Raw genomic sequence first — 21,259 nt, 5'->3', positions numbered from 1 at the left:
CAATACAAGATATGGTTGTTAGGATATAAACTTATTGAGGAGTCCGGATATGACTGCCAGAAATGTTACGATGGAACAAATACAAAGCACCTTGACCGCGATGGGGGAAAAAGCGGTCTCCGCCGCCCGCGCTTTGGCCGTCATGCCGCCGCAGGCAAAAGTTTGCTGCTTGAACTATATGGCCGACGAAATCGAAGCGGCCCGGAACGATATTTTCGCCGCCAACGAGAAGGATATGGCCAACGGCCGCAAGAACGGCCTGTCGGCCGCGATGCTGGATCGCCTGCAGCTCGACGACAAACGCCTCAAAGGCATGGCCGACGGTTTGCGGCAGGTCGCCGCCCAGGAGGACCCGGTCGGCAAGGTGTTGTCCAGCATCTACCGGCCGAACGGCCTGCGCATCGACAAGGTCAGCGTGCCGATCGGCGTCATCGGCATCATTTACGAGTCCCGCCCGAATGTCACGGTCGATGCCGCCGGCATCTGCCTGAAAGCCGGCAACGCGGTCATCCTGCGCGGCGGTTCGGAAGCGTTTCATTCCAACCAAACGCTGGCCCAGATCATGAACCGGGCCGGTGTCGTCTGCGGCATGCCGGACGGCGCGGTACAACTGGTGCCGTGGACCGACCGCCAAGCCGTACAATTCCTGTTGAAAATGGATCAATACCTCGATCTGATCATTCCGCGCGGCGGCGAAGGGCTGATCCGGGCGGTGGTCGAGCAGTCGACCATTCCGGTAATCAAACATTATAAAGGCGTCTGCCACCTGTTCGTCGATCGGGACTGTGACATCGACATGGCGGTCAAAATCATCGAAAATGCCAAATGTCAGCGGCCCGGTGTCTGCAATGCGCTGGAAACGCTGCTGATCGACCGGCAGATAGCGCCGGAGTTTTTACCGCCGTTTCTGAAAGCGATGAAAAAACATCACGTCGAATTGCGCGGCGGCATGGAATTTCAAAAGCTGGTGCCGACGGCGCTGCCGGCGACCGAAGCGGACTATTTCGCCGAATATCTGGATTATATCCTGGCGGTCAAAATTGTCGATGGCGTCAAAGAAGCGGTGGAGCATATCAATCATTACGGATCCAGGCACAGCGACGGCATCTTGACGAACCGTCAGGAAAATGCCGATTATTTTCTGGCGATGGTCGATTCGGCGACGGTTTATCACAACGCCTCGACCCGTTTTACCGACGGCGGCGAATTCGGCATGGGCGCCGAAATCGGCATCAGCACCGACAAACTGCATGCCAGAGGTCCGATGGGCGTCAATGAGCTGACCTCCTATAAATATCTGGTGCGCGGCGACGGGCAGATCCGCGAATGATCGATACCAGCACGGTCGCCAATTTTCGCGGCAAAGTGATCGGCGCCTTGCTGCTGCTGACTTTGTTGATCGCCGCCGCCGGCAGTTACCGTTATACCGCGGCGATGAGCGGCAATGCGCTGCTGCCCGGGCTGATCGACCGGGCGGAAGTGCACGGCTGGAATATTGTGCTGGATGATAAAACATTCCAAGCCGACAGTTTCCTGCTGGTCGAACTGGGCATCAGCCGGCTCTTCGGCGGCAGTGACAATTTGCTGCTGCTGTTGCTGCCGACCATCCTGGCCGGCGTTTTGACGGTGCTGTTCCTCTATCTGCTCGGCGAACGATTGGCCATGCGCTTCGGCATCTTCAGCGTGCTGTTGTTGCTCGGCAATTGCCTGGCAATCGATTGGCTGCGCCAGCCCAATGACATTTTTTTCGCCGCACTGTTTTTGACCGCGTTACTCTATGCGATGCTGGCAACCTCGCGTTCGCCGAAACAGCGGTTTGCTTTTTTCGTTCCCGTTTCCCTGCTGTGTTACCCGTTCCTCCCCAATTTTCTGCCGCCGGCGGCATTGCTGCTGCTGACCGTCGTTATTTTCGCCGGAAACCTTCACACTCGGACCGCAGTTGTCCTGGCGCTTTATGCCGCCGCTCTGCTGTTGAGCCGGGTGATATTCGCCAGTCCGGGGCTCACTCAATTGTCGAGTTTCGATTTTGACCAACTGGACATTCCGCTTGAACTGTGGAGGATCGCCGCGGCCTTCCCGACCGTTTTGATTGCGGTCGCTCTCTGGCTGCTGATGCTTTTCCGGCGCTCGTACCGCCCGGCTTCCCGGCTGGTCAAAATCGCTTTCCAATGGTTTACGCTGAGTTTGCTGGCCTGGCCGCTGGCCTGGCCGCTGGTCTGGCCGTGCCGCGCCGAGGCTTTGCTAATGGTCTTACTGTCCGGTTCCCTGCTGGCGGCAACCCTCTTTGCCAACCCGGATTTCCAGCCGCGTTTCCGGCAATGGAGCAGTATCGCATTGTGGCTTTACCGGCTGACGGCGCCGGCGGCGCTGGCCGGTTTATGGCTTTTTGAACTGTATTTGAAGCGGATCCAATCCGATTTCGCTTTGCCGTTGCTGACGCCATCGCTGTTGCTGGCCTGCCTGACGGTCGTCGCCTTCAAAGGCGGCAAATTCTTCAAACAGGTGGAACGGCGTTTCCTTTACCTCGGCCTCGGCCTTGCCGGTTTGATGGTCGTCTGGCTGATGACGGTCGAACCGTACCGGCATTATCTGATTTTCAAAGCCGGCGAAGCGGCCGCCGTGCCGGAGTCGGTCCAGCCATGAAAACCGCTGCCGTCTTTACGCTGGGCTGCCGTTTGAATCAAGCCGACAGCGCCCTGTTGTGCGACCGGCTGAACCGGATGGGGTACAGCCTGATGGAACCCGGTTCGGCCGGCCAGCTCGATTTGCTGATCATCAACAGTTGCACCGTGACCGGCACGGCGGCGCAGAAGAGCCGGCAGGCGGCGCATAAATTCCGCAAGCAGCATCCCGGCGCGCTGATCATCGTCACCGGCTGCAGCGCGGAAATCGATCGCGATTGCTGGCAGCGGGAGAATTGCGTCGATGTCATCCTGACCAATCCGGAAAAGCGCCGATTGAGCGAATTGGTGACGGATTATTTGAATGGTCAACCGACTCACAGCGGGATGGCGCTGAGCCTGGGCCAGCCGCCGGAGGTTTTTCGGGAACGTGCCGCCGGACGTTTTCCGTTCCGCAGCCGGGCTTTCGTCAAAATCCAGGAAGGCTGCAACAATTTCTGCAGCTACTGCATCGTGCCGTATGCCCGCGGTCCGGAACGTTCGCGGGATGCGGCGGAAGTGCTGGCCGAATGCCGGCAGTTGATCGACCGGCACTTTCCGGAAATCGTTCTGACCGGCGTCAATGTCTGCGCCTACCGCGATCACGGCAAAACGCTGAGCCGATTGCTGGATGAACTTTGCGCCCTGCCCGGGGATTTCCGGATTCGCCTGAGTTCAACCGAACCGCATCCGGACAATATGACGCTGCTGGAAACGATGAGCCGCCAAGCGCGCCTCTGTCGTTTTCTGCATTTGTCGCTGCAGCATGGCAGCAACGCTATTCTGCGGGCAATGAACCGTCACTATACGGCCGAAGAATACGCCGAATTCGTCCAACGCGCCCGGCAATTGCTTCCGGATATCCATATCGGGACTGACGTCATCGTCGGTTTTCCGGGAGAAACGGAAAAATATTTTCTGGAAAGCTGCGCTCTGATCGAACAACTGCGGTTCGCCAACACCCATATTTTCAGTTATTCGCCGCGCCGGGGCACTCCGGCGGCGACCATGCCCGATCAAGTGCCTTCCCCGGCAGTCAAGGAACGTTACGACTATCTGAAAAAAATAACCGACCGCCAGAAACGGGAATTTGCGGCCGGCCAGCTCGGCAAAACCCTGCCGGTCATTTTCGAACGGACGGACCGCGACGGACTGGCGGTGGGCTGGAGCGACAATTATCTGCAAATCCATGCCGCCGCAGTTCCACTGCGGCGCATTGTCCCGGTGACCATCGCCGGCGACAGTGAAAACCTGCTGGGGATTCCCTGCCGACCTTGACCGCCGTTATTTTTCCAGGGTTTCCAACACCGCTTCGGCCGCCCGGGTATCGGCAGCACAGCCCGGCGGCGACAACAGCGCTTTGACCTGCGCCATCCCTTCTTCCACCTCCGCCCGCCGCGGGCCGCCCGGCATGATTCGCTCGAAAGCCGGCACCAGTTCGGCCGGGCAGACGTGATGCTGCAAAAATTCTTCGAAAACTTCTTTGTCGGCGATGATATTGGTCATCGTAAAAAAACCGCGGTACAGTTTGACTACCAGTGAGAATAACAATAAGGTAATGATATTCAAGCGGTAAACAACCACCAGCGGCAATCCGGCAATCGCCGATTCCACCGTCACCGTCCCGGAAGCGGCAATGCCGGTACCGGCCGCCTGCTGATAGAAACTGGTCTCGCCGCAGACCAGTTGCAGCGGCAAATCGGCCTCCGGGTGCCTGGTCCGGAACTCGGCGTAAATCTGTTCGCACAATTTCAGCATCTTCTCCCGCGGCGCCGACATGACGAACCGCAGCGCCGGATATTTCCGGTGCAGAACCAGGGCGGTTTCCAGCATTGGCTTGAACACCCTGGTCACTTCCATCGTCCGGCTGCCGGGCAGCAACACGACCAGATCGGGGTCGCGCTGAATCGCCGGATCGTGTCTTTCCCGGACGATATCCAGCAACGGATGGCCGACGAATTCCGTATCCAGCGTCGTCGGTTGGTACACTTCCACTTCAAACGGAAAAATGACCATCATTTTCCGACAATATTTGGCCAGCTTGTAAATGCGGCTCCTGTGCCAGACCCACACCTGCGGACTGACATACCAGATGACCGGAATTCCCAGTTTATGCGCCTGGCGGGCGATCATCATGTTGAAGGTCGGATAATCGATCAGAACGATCGCATCCGGCCGGACTTCGGCCAGACGGCCGACCAGTTTCCGGAATATTCCGATGAAAGTGAAAAGATGCTTGATCACTTCAACGATGCCGACGACCCCCAATTCGGTGGAATCGACGACGATCTCCACTCCGGCCGCCCGCATTTTCGGACCGCCCATGCCGGCGACCTCGATCGTCTCACCGCGCAAAGTGCCGAGCCGGCGCAGCTCCGTCGCCAGCCTGGCTCCGTAGATATCCCCGGAGGCTTCCCCGGAAAAGATCCAGATCCGCCTGGATTTCACGGCATTCATCGGCGTCTATTTCCGTTCCCGCAAATTCAGCACATCCTGCATATCATACAATCCGGCTTCGGCCGTCATCAAAAAGCGGGCCGCCCGCAACGCTCCCCGGGCGAAGGTATCCCGGCTGGACGCCTTGTGGGTCAATTCCAACCGTTCGCCGCCGGTGGCGAAAATCACCGTATGGTCGCCGACGACATCACCGCCGCGCAGTGCATGCATCCCGATTTCATTTCTGGTACGGGCCCCGACCAGACCGGCCCGCCCGTTGCGCACCACTTCGTCGTATTCCCAATCATGCGCCTCGCAAATGACTTCGGCCAAACGAACCGCCGTCCCGCTGGGAGCATCCTTCTTCTGGTTGTGGTGCATTTCGATCACTTCAATGTCGTAATCTTCGCCCAGAATACCGGCCACTTCCCGGCATAAATGGAAAAGCAGGTTGACTCCCACACTCATATTGGGGGCAAAAACAATCCGCGCCCCCTGATCGGCCATTTGCCGCAATTGCCGCTTCTCCCCGTCTTCCAATGCGGTCGTACCGATGACCGCCGCACAACCGGCTGACGTCGCCGTCCGGGTTGCCTCGATAACGCCGCCGGTACTGAAATTGATCACGACATCGGCATTTTTTACCGCCGCCGCCAGATCATCGCCGACGGCCACCCCGCAATGCCCGCAACCGGCCAGTTCACCGGCATCGCTGCCGAGAAAAGGCGACCCGACGATTTCGGTTGCGCCCGCCAACTCGCAATCAGCCGCGTCCAAAACGTTGGCGACCAAACGCCGCCCCATCCGGCCGGCGGCTCCGACAATGACAACTCTGAACATAAAAATTCACTCCTGATTTCGCCGGCAAGCGGCCTGCCCGGCTCCGCGATGAGCCTTGATCAAGCGTCGGACGCTTTCCGGTGCCCCTGCTCCGTGGAATTTCATGCCGCCAGCGCCGCCTTCCTTCCTCTCGGCAGGGATGTATATTGATTTAGTTTTCGGTATGTTTCCCCGATTTTCAAAGGCCCGGAATCCGCAATTGCTTGTCCTTCGGCACCCACAAAATCAGCTTCGGCACTCCGTCGGCAAAAACCCGTACGTTCTCATACCGGCCGGAAACCGCCAGCAACGCATACGGTGAAAACAAAAAGGTATAGGGCTGTTCCTCGTGCAGCAGCGCCTGAAACTGATGGCACAATTCAATCCGCACCCCGACATCGGTGGTGCGGCGGATTTCTTCGATCAAGCGGTCCGCTTCGGGATTTTTAAAGCCGATATGATTGCTGCCGTCCGGCAAATCCGCCTGGGAGGAGTGCCAAACCTGATACGGGTCCGCTTCGAACGGCATCGTCCAGGCCAATGTGCAGGCGTCATAACTGCGTTCGTTGAGTTTCTGCAGATACACCGACCACTCGAACGTACTGATTTTCATGTCGATGCCGGCTTTGGCCATATCTTCCTTGATGATCGGCAGCATCCGCTGCTGAATCGGCTGGTCGGCAATCTGCATCATCGCAAATTCGAACTTCCTGCCATCCTTGTCCAGGATGCCATCGCCGTCGGTATCGCTCCAGCCGGCCGCTTTCAGCAGCGCTTTGGCTTTTTCGACATCGAACGGGTAAGGCTTGATCGACGGATCGTTGTAGGGGCTGTCGTAGAAAAACGGTCCGGAAATGATCTGCGCCAAATCGAGATAAACGTCTTTCTTGATTTTTTCGCGGTCCACCAGGTAAGTCAATGCCTGCCGCACCCGCTTGTCCTGAAACAACGGATTCCGCAAATTATAGCCGATATAACTGTAAGCCTGGGCCAGATACTGGATTTTGCGCAAATCCCCGCCTTCCTCGAACCGCTTGTCGCCGCTGATCCGGTTCGTCCACTGTTCCGGCGTCAGGCCCAGCCAATCCAGTGAGCCGGCCAGCAATGACTGATACTGGGTGTTCGGATGTTTGATGACTTCGAACGCCAAATCCTTCAACGGCGGCGCAATGCCGTATTGGGCGCCGAAATATTTCTCGAAACGGGTGAACAGCAGCCGCTGATCTTTATCCCAGCGGACGAAACGATACGGGCCGCAACCGACGATAATCCGGTTGCGCAAATGATCCAGATTGAATTTTTCCCCGTCGAACGGGCCGTCGTAATCGTGGTACAGATGGCGCGGCATCGGCGACAGGCCGAGTGTCAATTCCAAAGTCCGGAAGTATTGATTCTTCCACTTGACGACAAACTCATAATCATTGATTTTCGTGATGGATTCGAGATCCTGAAAATAAGCGCGCAGCGGAGCGCAATTGACCTGGGGATTGCGCAGCACTTCCAGAAAGAACAGAAAGTCGTCGGCGGTCACTTCGACATTGCTCCAGCGCTTGCCGCTGACCGGATCGGTGAAATCGTGCCAGAGAATGCCCTTGCGCAACTTAATGTGGATCGTCCTGCCGTCTTCCGACACGGTCCAGGATTCCGCCAGCAGCGGCTCAAACTGCTCCGGATGCTCATAATTGCGGGCCCCGAGCGAATCATTGCACAACGCGTTGAATATACTGACATTGGATTCATTGCAAATCAAATAATTCAGATTGTCGGTTTCGGCGGAAATCGCCGAAATCAGCCGGCCGCCCGGCACGGCGTTCGGATCGTAAAATTCCCGGTTGGCGATCGGCGCTTCGACCGGCGCAACCTGAAATTCCCTGGCTTCCCAGGCCGGTCCCGGCGTATTGTGCAGCAACTCCTGAAATTCGGTCAGTTTATCGACCACCGCCAGATGGCTGGCGTGCATGCGGTCGACCGCATTGATCAGCATGACGCCCAAGGCGATGACCGCCACCGTCAAAACCGTCAGAACCAGTTTCAAATATCCGTTTCCGTTCATATCGCGACCCTCCTCAAAATTATTTTCCTCTCCAATATGCTAACGCTGGGAAATCCGGTAAATCATAAAGGCGCCGCCGAATTGATAAAGCAGGTTCGGCACCCACAGCAAGTATTGCGGATACAGCTTCGGATAGGAATCCAGCGATTCGAACAGAATGATCGCAAAAAAGAAAAAACCGGCGAGCAGCACGCTGAGAAACAGCCCGACCGCCGTCTCCCGGCGGGAAGTCTGGATCGCCAGCGGCAGACCGAGCAGCAGAAAAGCGATCGGCGACAGCGCAAAAGCGATACGCTGGTTCAATTCGATCTCCATCGACGTGGCATCGCGATTGTACTGTTTTTCAATCTTGATGCGGGCCAGCAGTTCATTCAGCGTCATATACTTGGGCCGGACCAGAATGCGGGTGGAATTGCGTTCTTTGCCGTAATTGACTTCGAATTCCATCGTCTCGCAATTCATCCGGGTTTCCGGCGTCGTGCTCTTGTCCATCAACAAGCAATCGTACATCCGGACAGTCATCACCTCCCGCTCCCGGTCGACGAGCAATTTCGCCCGCGCCGCCGAATAATCGATCGGCGGCACATTGTCGTCGGGATTGTCGACGACATAGATCTGGATGCCGGTCACTTCGTCTTCCGCCGTTTTGTTGTCGACGTAAATGATGTAGTTGCTGTAACGAATCTGCTGGCCCGGCTTGAACATCGCCATCGGCTGATCGATCAGCGTGTCGCTGGTCAATTCCCGCGACCGGCCGAGCATCGGCGGTCCGACTTCGATCTGCAGGTAAAGGCATACCAGCGTCAGCAGAAACGTAATCAGCAAAATCGGCGAGACGATTTGCAGAATCGAGACACCGCAGGCCCGCATCGCGGTAATTTCCGAATCGGCGGAAAGCCGGCCGAACACCAGCATCACCGCCACCAGCGCCGCCCACGGCACGGTGAACGTCAAGACGATCGGCAGCGTATACCAGACGAAGGTGAAAAAGACCGAAACCGGAATGCCCTGCGCCACCAGATCAAGGATTTCCACCAGCCTGGCCCCGGTCATCGCAAAAGTCAGGATACCGATCGACATGCAAAATGTCACCAGGAAGCTGCGGGTTACATATAAATTAAGCGTCTTCATGAAAACTGAGCTGTTCTTTCCATTGTTTGTCACAGTTATCACACACTTTACATGCCAAACGGCTTTTTCGCAAATCCCGCCCCGGCTTTTTCAACGGTTTTCGGTGAAAGTGGCGAATAAAAATCAAACTTTCGCCGCTTGACTATTGTCTAGGACCGTTGTACTTTACCCCCTCGGGTTTTTTATGCGGCGGAAACAAAGAGTTCAGTTTTGAGGTTCAAGGAAAAGATGAAAAAAGGCAATATCCGGTTTGTGGTCAGCGGCATTATCGCGATCGTCTGCATCGTGTTCGTACTGGCGATGTTCTACTGTTTCAACCACTACGATGCGTTCCGTTCCCAATTCATCGCCGGAAGCGCGCCGGCCATCGGAGAACTCACCCAGCAGGCCCGCCAGCAACTGGCGGAGCGCAATGAACTGGTCGGTCAAATATCCTTTTTCATCTTCATCGGTCTATTCGTGCTGCAGTTTGCCGCCCTGCTGGCCGCCCAGTGGATCATCGGCCGCATCAAAGTCAGCGCCGACTCGGTCGATTTGAAATTCAAGCAGTTGAAAAATGCCGATATCTTTTTCGATTTGCCGCTGTACATCGGTTTGTTCGGCACGGTCAGTTCCTTCGTGGTGATGACCTTCAGTCCCGGCAGCCTGTTGATCGCTTATTCTTCCACGCTGGTCGGCATTGTTTTCAGCATCATTCTGCGCCTGACACTGCTCTACCCGATGCGCTCCAGGCTGCTGGTCCAGGACCATAAATAAGTCAACTACGGGAGAGTCAGAAAGTGAATCGTTCGATCATGGTCGTAATCTGCGACTTCATCGTCCTGTCGATGCTGTCGATGATGCCCGGCCTGTCTCCCACCCTGGGCGACGGCAGTTTGAGCGCCCGCAGCGGCGGCAGCGCCGAAGCCGGCATCGACACCTATACCTCGCAGGTGATTATCACCGAATTGCGCAAACAGATGGAAAAATTGGAAGCGGCCCGGGCTGCCTTGCTGAAGCAGCAACAGGAGTTGGGGTTTGACGAAGAACGCGCCAGGCAACTGGAGCAGTTGAACCGGGAACTCAGCGAGGCGAAGGAGAAATTGACCTATCTGGAAAAGCAATTGGCGCTGTCGCCGGAAAATCTGGGCGAATTGTCGGCCGAAGAATTGCAGCAGATGTTGAGCGAAGAGCGCCGCGCCCGGGAGTTGCTGGCGTTGGAAAAAGCCGATGTCAATACCGAACTCGAACAGGTCCGCCGGCAATACCAGACCGCGTCCGGCGACCTGGCGGCGCTGCAGCAACAATACCAAACCGCGACCCACCAATTGGAACAGACCTCTCAGGAACTGGCGGCCAAGCAGCAGGAGCTGCTGGCAACCGGCAATGAATTGCAGAACACCAGAAATGCCCTGGACACCACCACCGCCCAACTGGAAACCGCCTCCGGCGAATTGACTGCCGCCCGGGGGCAGTTGACGACGGCGACCAACCGCATCGTCGAGACGGACGGCAAACTCAAGGATGCCGAGCTGAGTTATTCTTTCATGCAGGGTAAACTCAGCGCGACGGAAAAGGAGCTGGCCGATGCCCGCAGCCGGCTGGAAACGACCCAGCGGTCGATCTATACCCGCGACCTGGAATTGTCCGACCACAAAAAACAATTGGAAAACTTGCAGAACGTTTTGAAAAATGCAGTGTCGGACTTGACCCGGGCGAAAGGCGAATTGAAGGCATTGACCAATGCCAAAACGGCAACTGAGACGGAGTTGAACCAGGCGAAAACGAATATCGCCCGGCTGGAGGGGGAGATCGCCACCCGGCAGACGGAGCTGGACAATACCCGGGAGCAATTGGCGCTGGCCGAAGAACGCCTGCGCAGCGATGTTTATGAAAAATACGCCGATTCGACGGTCCGGCTGGATTTCAACTTGAAGGACCGCCGGCTGCTGCTCGATCACGCCGTCCGGAAAAGTTTCTTTTTGCCGGTGGTGGCGGTCGGCGGCAAGAATTTCCTGATCAGCGCCCTGCGTTTGTTGACCGATATGCTCAACGTGCCGGAAGCCTACGGCAAGGTCTACGACCTGAGTTCCCAGTGGCTGCCGCCGGAAGCGGAAAATACAACCGCCAGCGTGCCGGCCGGAGCATTGTATGCCGTCAAGGAAGATGTCCGGGTCGGTATGCTGGAAGCGCCTCAAATCAGCGCCGCGCAGTTGAACCTGCTGACAGTTTCGGAATTGAAAAAACGCGGATTGCATGAGCTGTACCTGTTCAAAAAGGATTCGTTCGGCAAAGACAGTGCGCCATTGGAGGTGCGCTGTTCGATGAGCATGGCCGCCGACGATGAATATTTGTATATCCGCAACTCCACCCGGTTGGCCGGCAGCGAATTGAAAGCCGATATTGGCGATATCGTCATGACCAAGCAGGGCGATTTCGTCGGGGTGGTCGTCGGCATTGAAAATTTCGACATGGGCCGCAAGCAGGAAGCCAAATGCTTTGTCTTTCCTGATCAGTTTTCGCTGGAAGGAACTGAAATCGTTCCGACGACCAAGACTGCTCAGGAGGAATATTTCCGGCAATTCAGCCAAACGTTGCAAAAGTTGCAGGATCAATACAAGTTGCTGGACGCCAAAGTCCGGCAGCGGCAAAATTAATCCGGAAATCACGGTGGCATGGAAGATCGCTCGGCTATTTTTGACAACTTGACCGGCGGAACGGTACTCGTCGAGGACTTGAATTCCGACCGGCCGGTATCGATTGAGGAATTGAAACGGATTCTCGGTCTGACCAGCGACAATACCATCGGCCGCTATCAGGATATCACCACCATCGGTCTCGGCGGCATCGGGACGGTTTTTTCCGCCCGCGAACCGGTGTTGAACCGGGAAATCGCCCTGAAAATCCTCCGTCCGGCCTATCGCAACAATACGAAATTCATCGACGGCTTCATCCGGGAAGCCAGAGCGACGGCGCAGATCGACCATCCCAATATCGTGCCGGTCCATCAACTGGGCGTCTTCGATGACGTCGGCGCCTATTTCACGATGAAACGGGTCATCGGCCAGACCCTCCGGTTGGTGTTGAAAAAAATCGACGCCGGCGACCGGGAATACCAGCGCAAATATTCACTGTACCGCCTGCTGGAAATTTTTCTTTCCGCCTGCAACGGCGTGGCTTTCGCTCACAGCAAAGGCATCATTCACCGCGACCTGAAACCGGCCAACATCATGCTGGGGGATTACGGCGAAGTTTTCGTCATGGACTGGGGGCTGGTCAAATACCAGGCCGAAAACGATTCTTCGGAAGCCGGCAAAAAAATCAGCCTCGATACCGAATTGAGTGAAAACAACGAAACGGACGATCCGGACGCCACGGCGACGCACAAAGGATCGATCAGCGGCACTCCGGCCTATATGGCGCCGGAACAGGTGGCCGGCCTGTCCGATGAAATCGATTCGCAGACCGATATCTACAGTTTGGGAGCGATTCTGTACTCGATCCTGACCGGCAAGCCGACCCCCTTTCCCGATAACGCGGAGATCAACCAGGTGCTGCAGCAGGCGGTCAATGGCGATTTCCTGCCGCCGCGCCGCCGGGCGCCGCGCCGCAAGATTCCCCGTGAGTTGGAAGCAATCTGCCTCAAAGCGATGGCGCGTGTGAAAAGCGACCGTTATCCGACGGTGCAGGCTCTGATCGGCGACGTCCGGAATTTCATGGACAATTATCCGGTTTCGGCCTATTCACCGCCGCCGTTTTACCGGTTCACCAAACTGGTCCGCCGCCATCCGGTAGTGCCGCTGGCCTTGATCATCGCCTTTTTCACGGCATTGGGGGTTTTTACGGCATTGCGCTATGAGCAGATCGCCCAGTTCGAATCGAGGTTGATTCCGGCCAATCACAATATTTTTTACGGCAATATCGCCTATGAACGGGCACTGAACACCTATTCGCAACTGCAGCAGAAGTTAAAGAGCGACGATATCAGCGAAGAACAATTCCTGCAGTTGGCGGAGCAGTTGAAAGTGCAGCAGACGGAATTTGAAAATTTCTACGAATCGGCGCTGGAACTGCTTTCCCAGCTTGAAATGGCCGGTTACGATTCGGCCGGCGTCACTTCCAGCATCGTCGAAATTTATTCCAGGCGCTTGAATTACTACACGCTGACGGACAATTTGGCGATGGTCCGCCAACTGGCCGACCGGCTGCGGAAACGCAGTCTCGACGCTTACAACACGATCATCGCCGCCGACCAGGCGCAGGCCGGTCCGCTGCGGGACATCATCGCCGAAGAGTGCCAGGTCTCCATCAACACCAGCGTGCCGGAATCGCTGATTTTCTATCAACAGCTCATTCCGGACCAGCCGCTTGAAGCGGCTACCCAACTGGGAACCACACCGCTGCAGACGGTGCTACCGGAAGGCAGTTACCTGTTTCTGGTCCAATTGCCGGGAAAATCGGTGATCAAATATCCGGCCAGCCTGCGCAGTTCCAAGCCGGTTGAACTGAACATCGAAATCCCGGCCAACATTCCAAACAACACCGTTTATATTCCGGCCGGACCGTTCTCTTTCGGCAACGTTTCCAATTTGCTGCCGAACAACGGCAACGCCACGCTGCCGGGGTATTTTATCGGCCGCTATGAAGTGACTTTTGCCGAATATCTGGAATTCTGGCGGCGCCAGGCGCCGAAGGACCAGGCGAAATATATGGCGAAATTTCCCGATGCCGACCGGCAGTATACGGACGCCTGGGACGCCGGCGGCGAGCTGCGTTCCCCCTTTGCGCCGAACATGCCGGTAACCGGCATCACCGGTGAAGCGGCGGAGGCTTATTGTCGCTGGCGCACGAAAACGACCGGTCTGCGTTACCGGCTGCCGACGCCGCAGGAATGGGAAAAGGCGGCGCGGGGCGTGGACGGCCGCACTTATATCTGGGGAGAGCAATTCCAGCCGGAAGCGGCGTTGACCGCCGTTCATAAGTCGTCCGGGCAATTTCCGTTCGGCGCCCCGGTCAACGCTTTCCCACAGGACCGTTCGATTTACGGCGTCGCCGACATGTGCGGTAACGTACGGGAATTTGTCCGCAAACCGAACCACGGCGGCTTGTACGTGGTCAAAGGGGCCAGTTTCAAAACCGACGCCGGTTTCGCCCGTTGCGCCGCCAGTACCCATACTGGCGACAGTGAAACCGATATCGGTTTTCGTTATGTCATTGAATTACCTGAGAACAATAAATAATTATGATTGATTTTGCTGAAATTTCCAAAGGGTACGGCGAACAGCAGTTGCTGGATGCCGTCAGTTTCCGCATCAACCCGGGCGACCGCATCGGCGTGGTCGGACCGAACGGCGCCGGCAAAAGCACCTTGTTCGGCATCATTACCGGAGAACTGTCGCCGGACCGCGGCAAAGTGACGCTGCCGAAAGGCCAGCGCATCGGCTATCTGCATCAGCAACTGCCGGACTACAGTCCGGGACAGACCCTGCTGGATTTTACCGCCGATTCGATGCCGGAGCTTCGCCGCATCGGCGAAGAACTGCACGAACTCGAACAACGGCTGCATGAAGGCGGTGTGACGGATACCGAAACGCTTTTGAAGCGCCACGGCGAATTGCAGACGCAATTCGAACATCTCGGCGGTTATCACATGCGCTCCGATGCGGAATCGGCGTTGTGCGGGCTTGGATTTGCGACGACGGATTTCGAGCGGCCGCTGAAAAGTTTCAGCGGCGGCTGGCAGATGCGCAGCATGCTGGCCAGGACGCTGATCGCCCGCCCGGATATCCTGCTGCTCGACGAACCGTCGAACTATCTGGACATCCCGGCGGTGGAATGGCTCTGCCGTTTTCTCAACGGTTTCCGCGGCACGATGCTGCTGATTTCCCACGACCGTTTCCTTTTGAACAAACTGACCGATATCACGCTGGAAATCAACGCCGGCCAAGTGACGCGCTATCCCGGCAATTACGATTTTTACCGGTCGGAGCGCGAGAACCGGCGAGTCAGCCTGGAAGCCGCCAAACGCAACATCGACCGCAAAAAGAAGGAGCTGCAGCGCAACATCGACCGCTTCCGCTCCAAAAGTTCCAAAGCATCCCAGGCCCAGAGCTGGCAGAAGCAGCTCGATCGCATCCAGGATGTCGTCGTGCCGGATGAATTGAGTTATTCCGGCAGCATTCGCCTGCCGGAGCCGCCGCCGTGCGGCGCGGAAGCCGCCCGCCTGGAGCAGGTCACTTTCGCCTATCCAGGCAAAGAGCCGACGATCGTCGACACTACGCTGCAAATCGACCACGGTGATAAAATCGCCATCGTCGGTTACAACGGCACCGGCAAAAGTACCTTGCTGAAACTTCTGACCGGCCGGAATATTCCGCAATCCGGGCGGGTCGTCATCGGCCACAACGTGGTCATCGGTTATCAGGCGCAGGAGTTTGCCGACCTCCTGGAGCCGGAGCAATCGGCCTACGACGTGGTGCGCGGCGCCGCCAGGCGCGATTTCCCGTTGAATATGATCCCCGGAGTGCTGGGCAGTTTCGGTTTCAGCGGTGACGACAGCCATAAACTGTGCAAAGTGCTCTCCGGCGGCGAAAAAATCCGCCTCTGCTTCGCCCGCATTTTCGTCAACCCGCCGAATCTGCTGGTGCTGGATGAACCGACCACTCACCTGGATATCGCCGCCCGGGAAGCATTGCAGAAAGTGCTGCAGGCTTACCGCGGCACCCTGTGTCTGGTCAGCCATGACATCGAATTCGTCCGCCAGGTGGCGACGACGATCGTGGCGATGCGGCCGCCGACCATCAAGAAATATTTCGGCAATTACGATTACTACCTGCAAAAGACGGCCGAAGAAAACGCCCCGGCTGCGACGGCCGGCAAAGCCGCTGAAAAAGAGAATATCGTCTTCGACAATTCCAGGGAGAAACGGCGGGAACGGGCTCAGAAGCGGCAGGCGCTGGCGGCCGACAAACGGCGGGCGGAACAGGAAGTCACCCGGCTGGAAAAACAGCTCGAAACTCTGGAGCAGGAGCAGAAGGCCATCATCGCCCAGTTGAGCAGTCAGGCTTCCGGCCTTGATTTTGCCGAACTGAATAAAAAGTTGAATGGGTTGAAGCTGGAAACCGAACAGACGACGGCGCGCTGGGAACAGGCTTTCGAAAAACTGGAAGAACTGCTGGCCCTGAACGCCCAAATTCACCAGGACTAATTGAGCAAATCGACAGGAGAAGAAGAATCATGCAGAAAATCACCTTGTCTTTGGGCGGGATGCTGCTCCTGCTGCTGGCCGGCTGCACAACCTCGCCGGACGGACGTTTGGAGCCACTGCTCGGCGGCTATTACGACGGACATTATCCGCTGGAACGGATCGATCCGGCCTATGACCTTTATTTCAACGCTTTTCTGATAGCCGATGCGGACGGCAATTTGTTGCTGACCGCCGACCGGGAACCGGATCCCGCCCTCGCCGCCCACGCCGGGAAACAAGGCAAAAGGGCGCTGATTTCCCTCGGCGGCACCACTCCGTTCGGTTGCTTTACCGGGACGGAGCAGGAAATTGACGCCTACGTTGCCCAGGTGATTGATTACGTCGAAAAGAACGGTTATGACGGCGTGGATGTCGATTGGGAGCATCCCAACACCGAACCGCTGGGCAAGCAATGGTCGGCGACGATCAAAGCGCTGCGGACCGCACTGGATGAGCTGGGACGCCGGAACGGCCGGCATTATCTCCTGACGACGGCGCTGCCGCCGGGAGACTGGTCGCTGAAATACAATGATTTCGCCGTCATGCGCGATTGCCTGGATTATGTCAATGTGATGTGTTATGATCTGGGCTGGGGAACGTCGAACTATCATGCGCCGCGTTTTGCCAACCCGGCCGATCCGGCCCGGGTCAGTTCGGTCGATCAGCTCACCTATCTGGAAAATGTCGTCGGAATGCCGCGCTCGAAACTGATCATCGGGCTGCCATTCTACGGCAATTATTTCCGGGATACCGAACGGTTTGTCGAAGTGCCGGATGAAAACTGGCGACAGATCACTTATCGCGAGGCGCTGGATTACAGTGAAGACTGGCAACGTGAATACGAGCCGGAATCCTGCGGCGTTTGGGCGTTCGGGCCGGATCGCCGGGAATTCGTCATCTATGATTCTCCGCAAAGTATTTACGACAAAACCACTTATTACCTGGAAAATGGCTACGGCGGCGTTTTCTGCTGGGCGATGAACCGCGACTTATTGGCCGACGGCAGCCAGCCGCTGACCCAGGCAATGGTTCAGGCCCGGAGGGATTTCCTGAATCGCAATGAATAATGAACGATAAAAGAGCAAGGCGCCTGCCAAACAATAGACCCGGCAGGGAGTGCTTCGGTTTCCCGCCGGGTGAAATGATTTCAGTGTTTCCGGCCGCCGCGCTTTCCGGCCTCGGCACGGCGCCGGTTGTGCAATCTGACTGTGCACACCAATCCGATTCCTCCGATCCCCGCCAATGTTAAAAGAACAGAACAGCCGTTGATGAATTCCGGAGATCCGATCCTGCATGCTTTGGCAAACCATTGCCCGATACCGGACCAGATCGATGGTTTTTGCCGTTCAATCATCAAGGACAGCGTTCGTTGCCCGAAGCTGCTGCGGTTGATAAAAAACCCTTTCAGGTCGGGAGGCGTGGCAAAAAGCGAATCCTCCGGCCCAGCCAGCAATTCCATTCCTGCCAAATTGAGATCAAAAATCAATTTGCCGGCATAATTGTAGTGACGGAGGATTTGGATCAGGCCATTTGAACCGATAAAAAATTCCCGGACAAAGGGACGATTTTCTTTATAATATTTCCACCTCTTCTTGAATTCACCCTGAGCTTCTCCGGTAAGTTTTTGGATATCACCGGCATTTCTGGGCGTTATCACACTGATTTTGGTATAATTTTCCGAACCGATTCTCACCGTTGTTTCTTCAAAAGAACAGATTGCCAATTCATCGGCCGGCGTTTCCAAATGAATCAATTCTGGATACCACAACGGCGGCACATCAAGGATTTCGGCAGCGAAACCATTCGAATAAAAGCCGAAAATCCCTTCGCTGTTTTTCACATAGGCGCCTACCAGTTGACCGTCTTTTCGTTCCTCAAGCCGCAAAAATAATTCGCCATTGCGATAAAAACGGTAAAACACCCAATCCGGAGCATAGGGAATCAAATCACTCTCCCCGGTAATTTCACGATAAGGATTGGCCAGCGTCACGGTATAAGACGCGGCACGATTGCGTTCCATTGCCTCAAGCAATTGCCGCTCCGGAGCGCTGCCCGCATTGGCCGAAACAAACAGCCCCGTGAATAAAAGACCGATCAGGTATTCTTTTATGAATATATTCGACATCATTTCATCGATCCTGATCGCTATTGTTTCCAGTCATCCCGGGAAATGTACATACTCCATCCCCGCCCGCGGGCGATGAAACGATTTTGTTCCCCTTGGTAGACAAAATTCGGAAAACGGTAAACCACGCCATTGTCATTGATGGTAATATCGTAGGTTCCGCATTGTTGAAACATCGTTTCTTCGCCGGCAATTATAACATTGCCGGGCACGAGTAAATCCCCGTCCGGATCGGCATGAATCTGTTTCACCGAGAAGGAAAGCCCTTCGTGGTGGACGGTGTAATTATTCAGTGTTCCGGCATCATATCCGCCACCGCCGTCTTTTTCTTCATCATTTATGAAAAAGAAAATTTTAGCCTCGGCGTCACCACCACCGCCGTTCTCCTTGCAACCGTCAAAACCGACCATAAGGACGCCTCCCGCCAACAAACAGGCCCCGGACCGGAAACTCCAGGTCAGAAAATTCATCTTATTGCCTTTTGCTATACCCGATTCCGCAAATTTATGCAAAACCGGGAAGATAGTATAGCGAAAAAAATTCCCAATGTCAATCCCCAAATTAAAAAAACAGCATTTTTACTAAAAAATTTTCCAGAGGTCAATTAAAAAAGTAAACGCACCGCAGAAAATAGACAGGTTGCATTTAGTTTGTCGCAAAGAAGGGAGTCGCATTCAACGTAACACCACGGGGGATTGTTGTCTTTTTATCAGGGAAAACGCACAAAAAGTAAACTTTCCAGTTGCGGCTAGAGAGAAATTCTATGCCTTTTTACCGCTTTGGCTAACTGAATGCATAAATTTTTGAGGGCGAGGGTTGTTAATTTGACAAACGTGCGTTTACTTTTTCAAGTAACCCCTTTATCAAAACATTGAAGGCCGAATGTCTCGACCAGCAACGAGGTGCAGTTGTGTTATGCCGTTACACAGTTCATCGAGTATTACAATCATGAGCGTCCGTCCGCATTCCGGTATTGGCGGTCGAATGATAAATCCATGGTCACAGGATGCGGACGGAGAGATCATGGAATTCTTCCAATTGGGCGGTCTATTGAAGTCATACCGGCGTGGAAAACAGGTGGCATAGGATTCATGTTATCTTTCCATGTAACAATCAGCGCTGAGTTGCCATGTTTGACTTCGTCGAGAGAATGACAGCGGTTTGTTTTTTCTGGATACGTCTGATGGCGGCAGTAGTGGGAAGACGGATGGCTGCCTTAATGTTGGGTGGTATATTCTGTTCGTTCATGTGCGATTTCTTTCCGCCGGAGATTTTGTCCGGCACTTAATTGAAGCGTATATTTTAGCGTTTTGCAAGTCCCAAAATTTAACTCTTGAGCTTAAAATCTATGATTTAGGTTATGCTTCGCTTTCTCTTTCTCCGTATTTGAAACAAGGCGTGGATCCTTTGAATCCATTTATCTTATTTATTTTTAACAGTTTATATAACTAATCTGTTCGAAAGAGCGTTATGGATGTACCACATACATTACACCGGAAAACCTTCGCGCCGAAGTTCCCCGTCAGAGCAGGTCCTTTAAGGAAACTTACGCCAAACGAACCGAAGTTGAGCGATATTTTTCACGGCTGGGTGATCGTGAAGTCGAGCAGCTCACCCATTTCAACTATCGGTCTATCCGCAATCAGATGACAATTGCGCACGTAACTTTGGCGTTGACGGCGCTCGCGGCGGCAGCAGTTATGAAGTTGCCGGATAAAATCTGTCGTTTCCGTTCGTTTGCTGACGTGGCGTAATAACCAGATATCACAGAATTTTCAATCAACCAAACCTCTTTGGAACGAGCGGCTTACCTCGTTGCGCTTTATTTGAACTTCAAAACCCGTCTTATGTCCTCTCAAACGCCAAGTCAGCGTTCCCGTCTGCTCGAACGTAGGATATTTTTCTGATTAGCCCATATTTCGCAGAATTCATTAAGAACTTATCCCTAAATAACTGCAAGTTTTTTATAAATAATCATGCATGCCGCCAGTTGAAACAATGCTTCATATGCGGCATGTGTTTTTTCAAAACGCACCAGAAGTTTTCTGAAGCGATTGAACCATGAATGGGCCACTTCCACAATCCAACGTCGAGCTTTATAACCTTGCCTGACTGCAATTTTCTCCTCTCCTCGCGGTCTGATGTGCGGAATATATCGGTACGCCTTCATAACTTCTCCAGAGCCGGTATAACCGGCATCCGCACAAAGATTCTGCTTTGTTCTTACTCGCGGCTTTCTCATTCTTGCGCTCAAAACGGCATTCACTTGCGTAACATCATTCCGATTTGCTCCGGTTACGACTATTGACAACGGGATGCCACGCTCGTCTACGAGAACGTGACGTTTGGTCCCATTTTTTTCCCCTGTCTGTGGGATTGGGACCTACTGCTTCCCGGGCCAATGGGGCTTTGTTCATTGCTCCGTCGATACTTTGCCAACGCCAGGAAATCCCTTCCAATTCATCGTATTCCGCCAAACCTTTCTTCCACAATTTTTGAAACAATCCGGCTTTCGACCAGCGCTGAAAATAACGATGTATGCTGCTTGAACTCCCGTATTCGCGGGGAAGCGCTTTCCATTGTATTCCCGTTCGCAAAACATACACGATACCCTCAAATACTCGACGCGCTTCCAACGGTTTGCGTCCCGCTCCGCGACGACGCTGATACTCCCGATTGCTATCACGCCTTGCACGAGGAATCAAAGGTTCGACCTTCGACCAAAAAGTATCAGAGACTTCCCACGAATTCATTGCCATATTCTCCTTCTAGTGTTTGATGATAATATAGCAATATTTTTCATGTTTTCA

Annotated in this window: 15 protein-coding genes; 8 read left to right on the top strand and 7 right to left on the bottom strand. The window is 54.9% G+C overall.

Annotation, left to right across the window (positions count from 1 at the left end):
- The first annotated feature begins 49 nt into the window (after positions 1 to 49).
- The 3 genes from HWX74_RS18560 to mtaB are packed head-to-tail and all read left to right on the top strand — an operon-like array spanning position 50 to position 3,938.
- Positions 50 to 1,330, top strand: a complete 1,281-nt coding sequence (locus HWX74_RS18560; RefSeq protein ID WP_217705028.1) for a glutamate-5-semialdehyde dehydrogenase — start codon at positions 50 to 52, stop codon at positions 1,328 to 1,330.
- Complete coding sequence (locus tag HWX74_RS18555; protein WP_176015048.1) at positions 1,327 to 2,643, top strand: hypothetical protein; 1,317 nt, start codon at positions 1,327 to 1,329, stop codon at positions 2,641 to 2,643. Before HWX74_RS18560 ends, HWX74_RS18555 begins: the two co-directional genes overlap by 4 nt.
- Positions 2,640 to 3,938 carry a tRNA (N(6)-L-threonylcarbamoyladenosine(37)-C(2))-methylthiotransferase MtaB gene (gene mtaB, locus HWX74_RS18550; RefSeq protein WP_176015047.1) on the top strand — a complete coding sequence of 433 codons (1,299 nt, stop codon included), beginning with the start codon at positions 2,640 to 2,642 and terminating at the stop codon, positions 3,936 to 3,938. The genes HWX74_RS18555 and mtaB overlap by 4 nt, the downstream gene beginning before the upstream one ends.
- Before the next feature lie 6 nt (positions 3,939 to 3,944).
- Here mtaB and lpxB read toward each other — a convergent pair whose 3' ends face one another.
- From lpxB to HWX74_RS18530, 4 genes are all read right to left on the bottom strand, one after another.
- A complete protein-coding gene (lpxB, locus tag HWX74_RS18545) occupies positions 3,945 to 5,117 on the bottom strand; it encodes a lipid-A-disaccharide synthase (protein ID WP_176015046.1) in 1,173 nt (390 codons plus the stop codon).
- Positions 5,118 to 5,123: 6 nt separating this feature from the next.
- Complete coding sequence (gene dapB / locus HWX74_RS18540) at positions 5,124 to 5,936, bottom strand: 4-hydroxy-tetrahydrodipicolinate reductase (RefSeq protein ID WP_176015045.1); 813 nt, start codon at positions 5,934 to 5,936, stop codon at positions 5,124 to 5,126.
- Between the two features lie 178 nt (positions 5,937 to 6,114).
- Positions 6,115 to 7,968, bottom strand: a complete 1,854-nt coding sequence (locus tag HWX74_RS18535; protein WP_176015044.1) for a peptide-binding protein — start codon at positions 7,966 to 7,968, stop codon at positions 6,115 to 6,117.
- 39 nt (positions 7,969 to 8,007) lie between these two features.
- Positions 8,008 to 9,099 (bottom strand): LptF/LptG family permease, encoded by a 1,092-nt coding sequence (locus HWX74_RS18530; RefSeq protein ID WP_303048127.1) that lies wholly within the window; start codon positions 9,097 to 9,099, stop codon positions 8,008 to 8,010.
- A gap of 228 nt (positions 9,100 to 9,327) precedes the next feature.
- On the opposite strand from HWX74_RS18530, the gene HWX74_RS18525 reads away from it, so the two are divergent.
- The 5 genes from HWX74_RS18525 to HWX74_RS18505 are packed head-to-tail and all read left to right on the top strand — an operon-like array spanning position 9,328 to position 17,391.
- Positions 9,328 to 9,855, top strand: a complete 528-nt coding sequence (locus HWX74_RS18525; RefSeq protein WP_176015042.1) for a hypothetical protein — start codon at positions 9,328 to 9,330, stop codon at positions 9,853 to 9,855.
- A gap of 23 nt (positions 9,856 to 9,878) precedes the next feature.
- The gene (locus HWX74_RS18520; RefSeq protein WP_176015041.1) at positions 9,879 to 11,735 is read left to right on the top strand and encodes a hypothetical protein; all 1,857 of its coding nucleotides are present in this window, start codon (positions 9,879 to 9,881) and stop codon (positions 11,733 to 11,735) included.
- 18 nt (positions 11,736 to 11,753) lie between these two features.
- On the top strand, positions 11,754 to 14,318 hold the full coding sequence (locus HWX74_RS18515; protein WP_176015040.1) for a bifunctional serine/threonine-protein kinase/formylglycine-generating enzyme family protein: 2,565 nt from the start codon (positions 11,754 to 11,756) through the stop codon (positions 14,316 to 14,318).
- 2 nt (positions 14,319 to 14,320) lie between these two features.
- The gene (locus HWX74_RS18510) at positions 14,321 to 16,285 is read left to right on the top strand and encodes an ABC-F family ATP-binding cassette domain-containing protein (protein WP_176015039.1); all 1,965 of its coding nucleotides are present in this window, start codon (positions 14,321 to 14,323) and stop codon (positions 16,283 to 16,285) included.
- A 29-nt stretch (positions 16,286 to 16,314) separates the two neighbouring features.
- Positions 16,315 to 17,391, top strand: a complete 1,077-nt coding sequence (locus HWX74_RS18505; protein WP_176015038.1) for a glycoside hydrolase family 18 protein — start codon at positions 16,315 to 16,317, stop codon at positions 17,389 to 17,391.
- A gap of 80 nt (positions 17,392 to 17,471) precedes the next feature.
- On the opposite strand, the gene HWX74_RS18500 is transcribed toward HWX74_RS18505, so the two are convergent.
- The 3 genes from HWX74_RS18500 to HWX74_RS18490 form a co-directional block, all read right to left on the bottom strand.
- Positions 17,472 to 18,452, bottom strand: a complete 981-nt coding sequence (locus HWX74_RS18500) for a hypothetical protein (protein WP_176015037.1) — start codon at positions 18,450 to 18,452, stop codon at positions 17,472 to 17,474.
- A gap of 17 nt (positions 18,453 to 18,469) precedes the next feature.
- Positions 18,470 to 18,859, bottom strand: coding sequence for a hypothetical protein (locus HWX74_RS18495; RefSeq protein WP_176015036.1), 390 nt, complete (start codon positions 18,857 to 18,859; stop codon positions 18,470 to 18,472).
- A 1,535-nt stretch (positions 18,860 to 20,394) separates the two neighbouring features.
- Positions 20,395 to 21,208, bottom strand: a protein-coding gene (locus HWX74_RS18490) for an IS5 family transposase (protein ID WP_368506834.1) whose coding sequence is annotated in 2 segments (ribosomal slippage) — positions 20,395 to 20,808 and positions 20,810 to 21,208 — 813 coding nt in all. Because the reading frame shifts where the segments join, the coding sequence is not laid out codon by codon here.
- Positions 21,209 to 21,259 lie beyond the last annotated feature (51 nt).

Source organism: Victivallis sp. Marseille-Q1083, assembly GCF_903645315.1.
Lineage (GTDB): Bacteria > Verrucomicrobiota > Lentisphaeria > Victivallales > Victivallaceae > UMGS1518.
The sequence above is the reverse complement of the archived record's forward strand: the minus strand, read 5'-3'. Positions and strand labels throughout refer to the sequence as shown.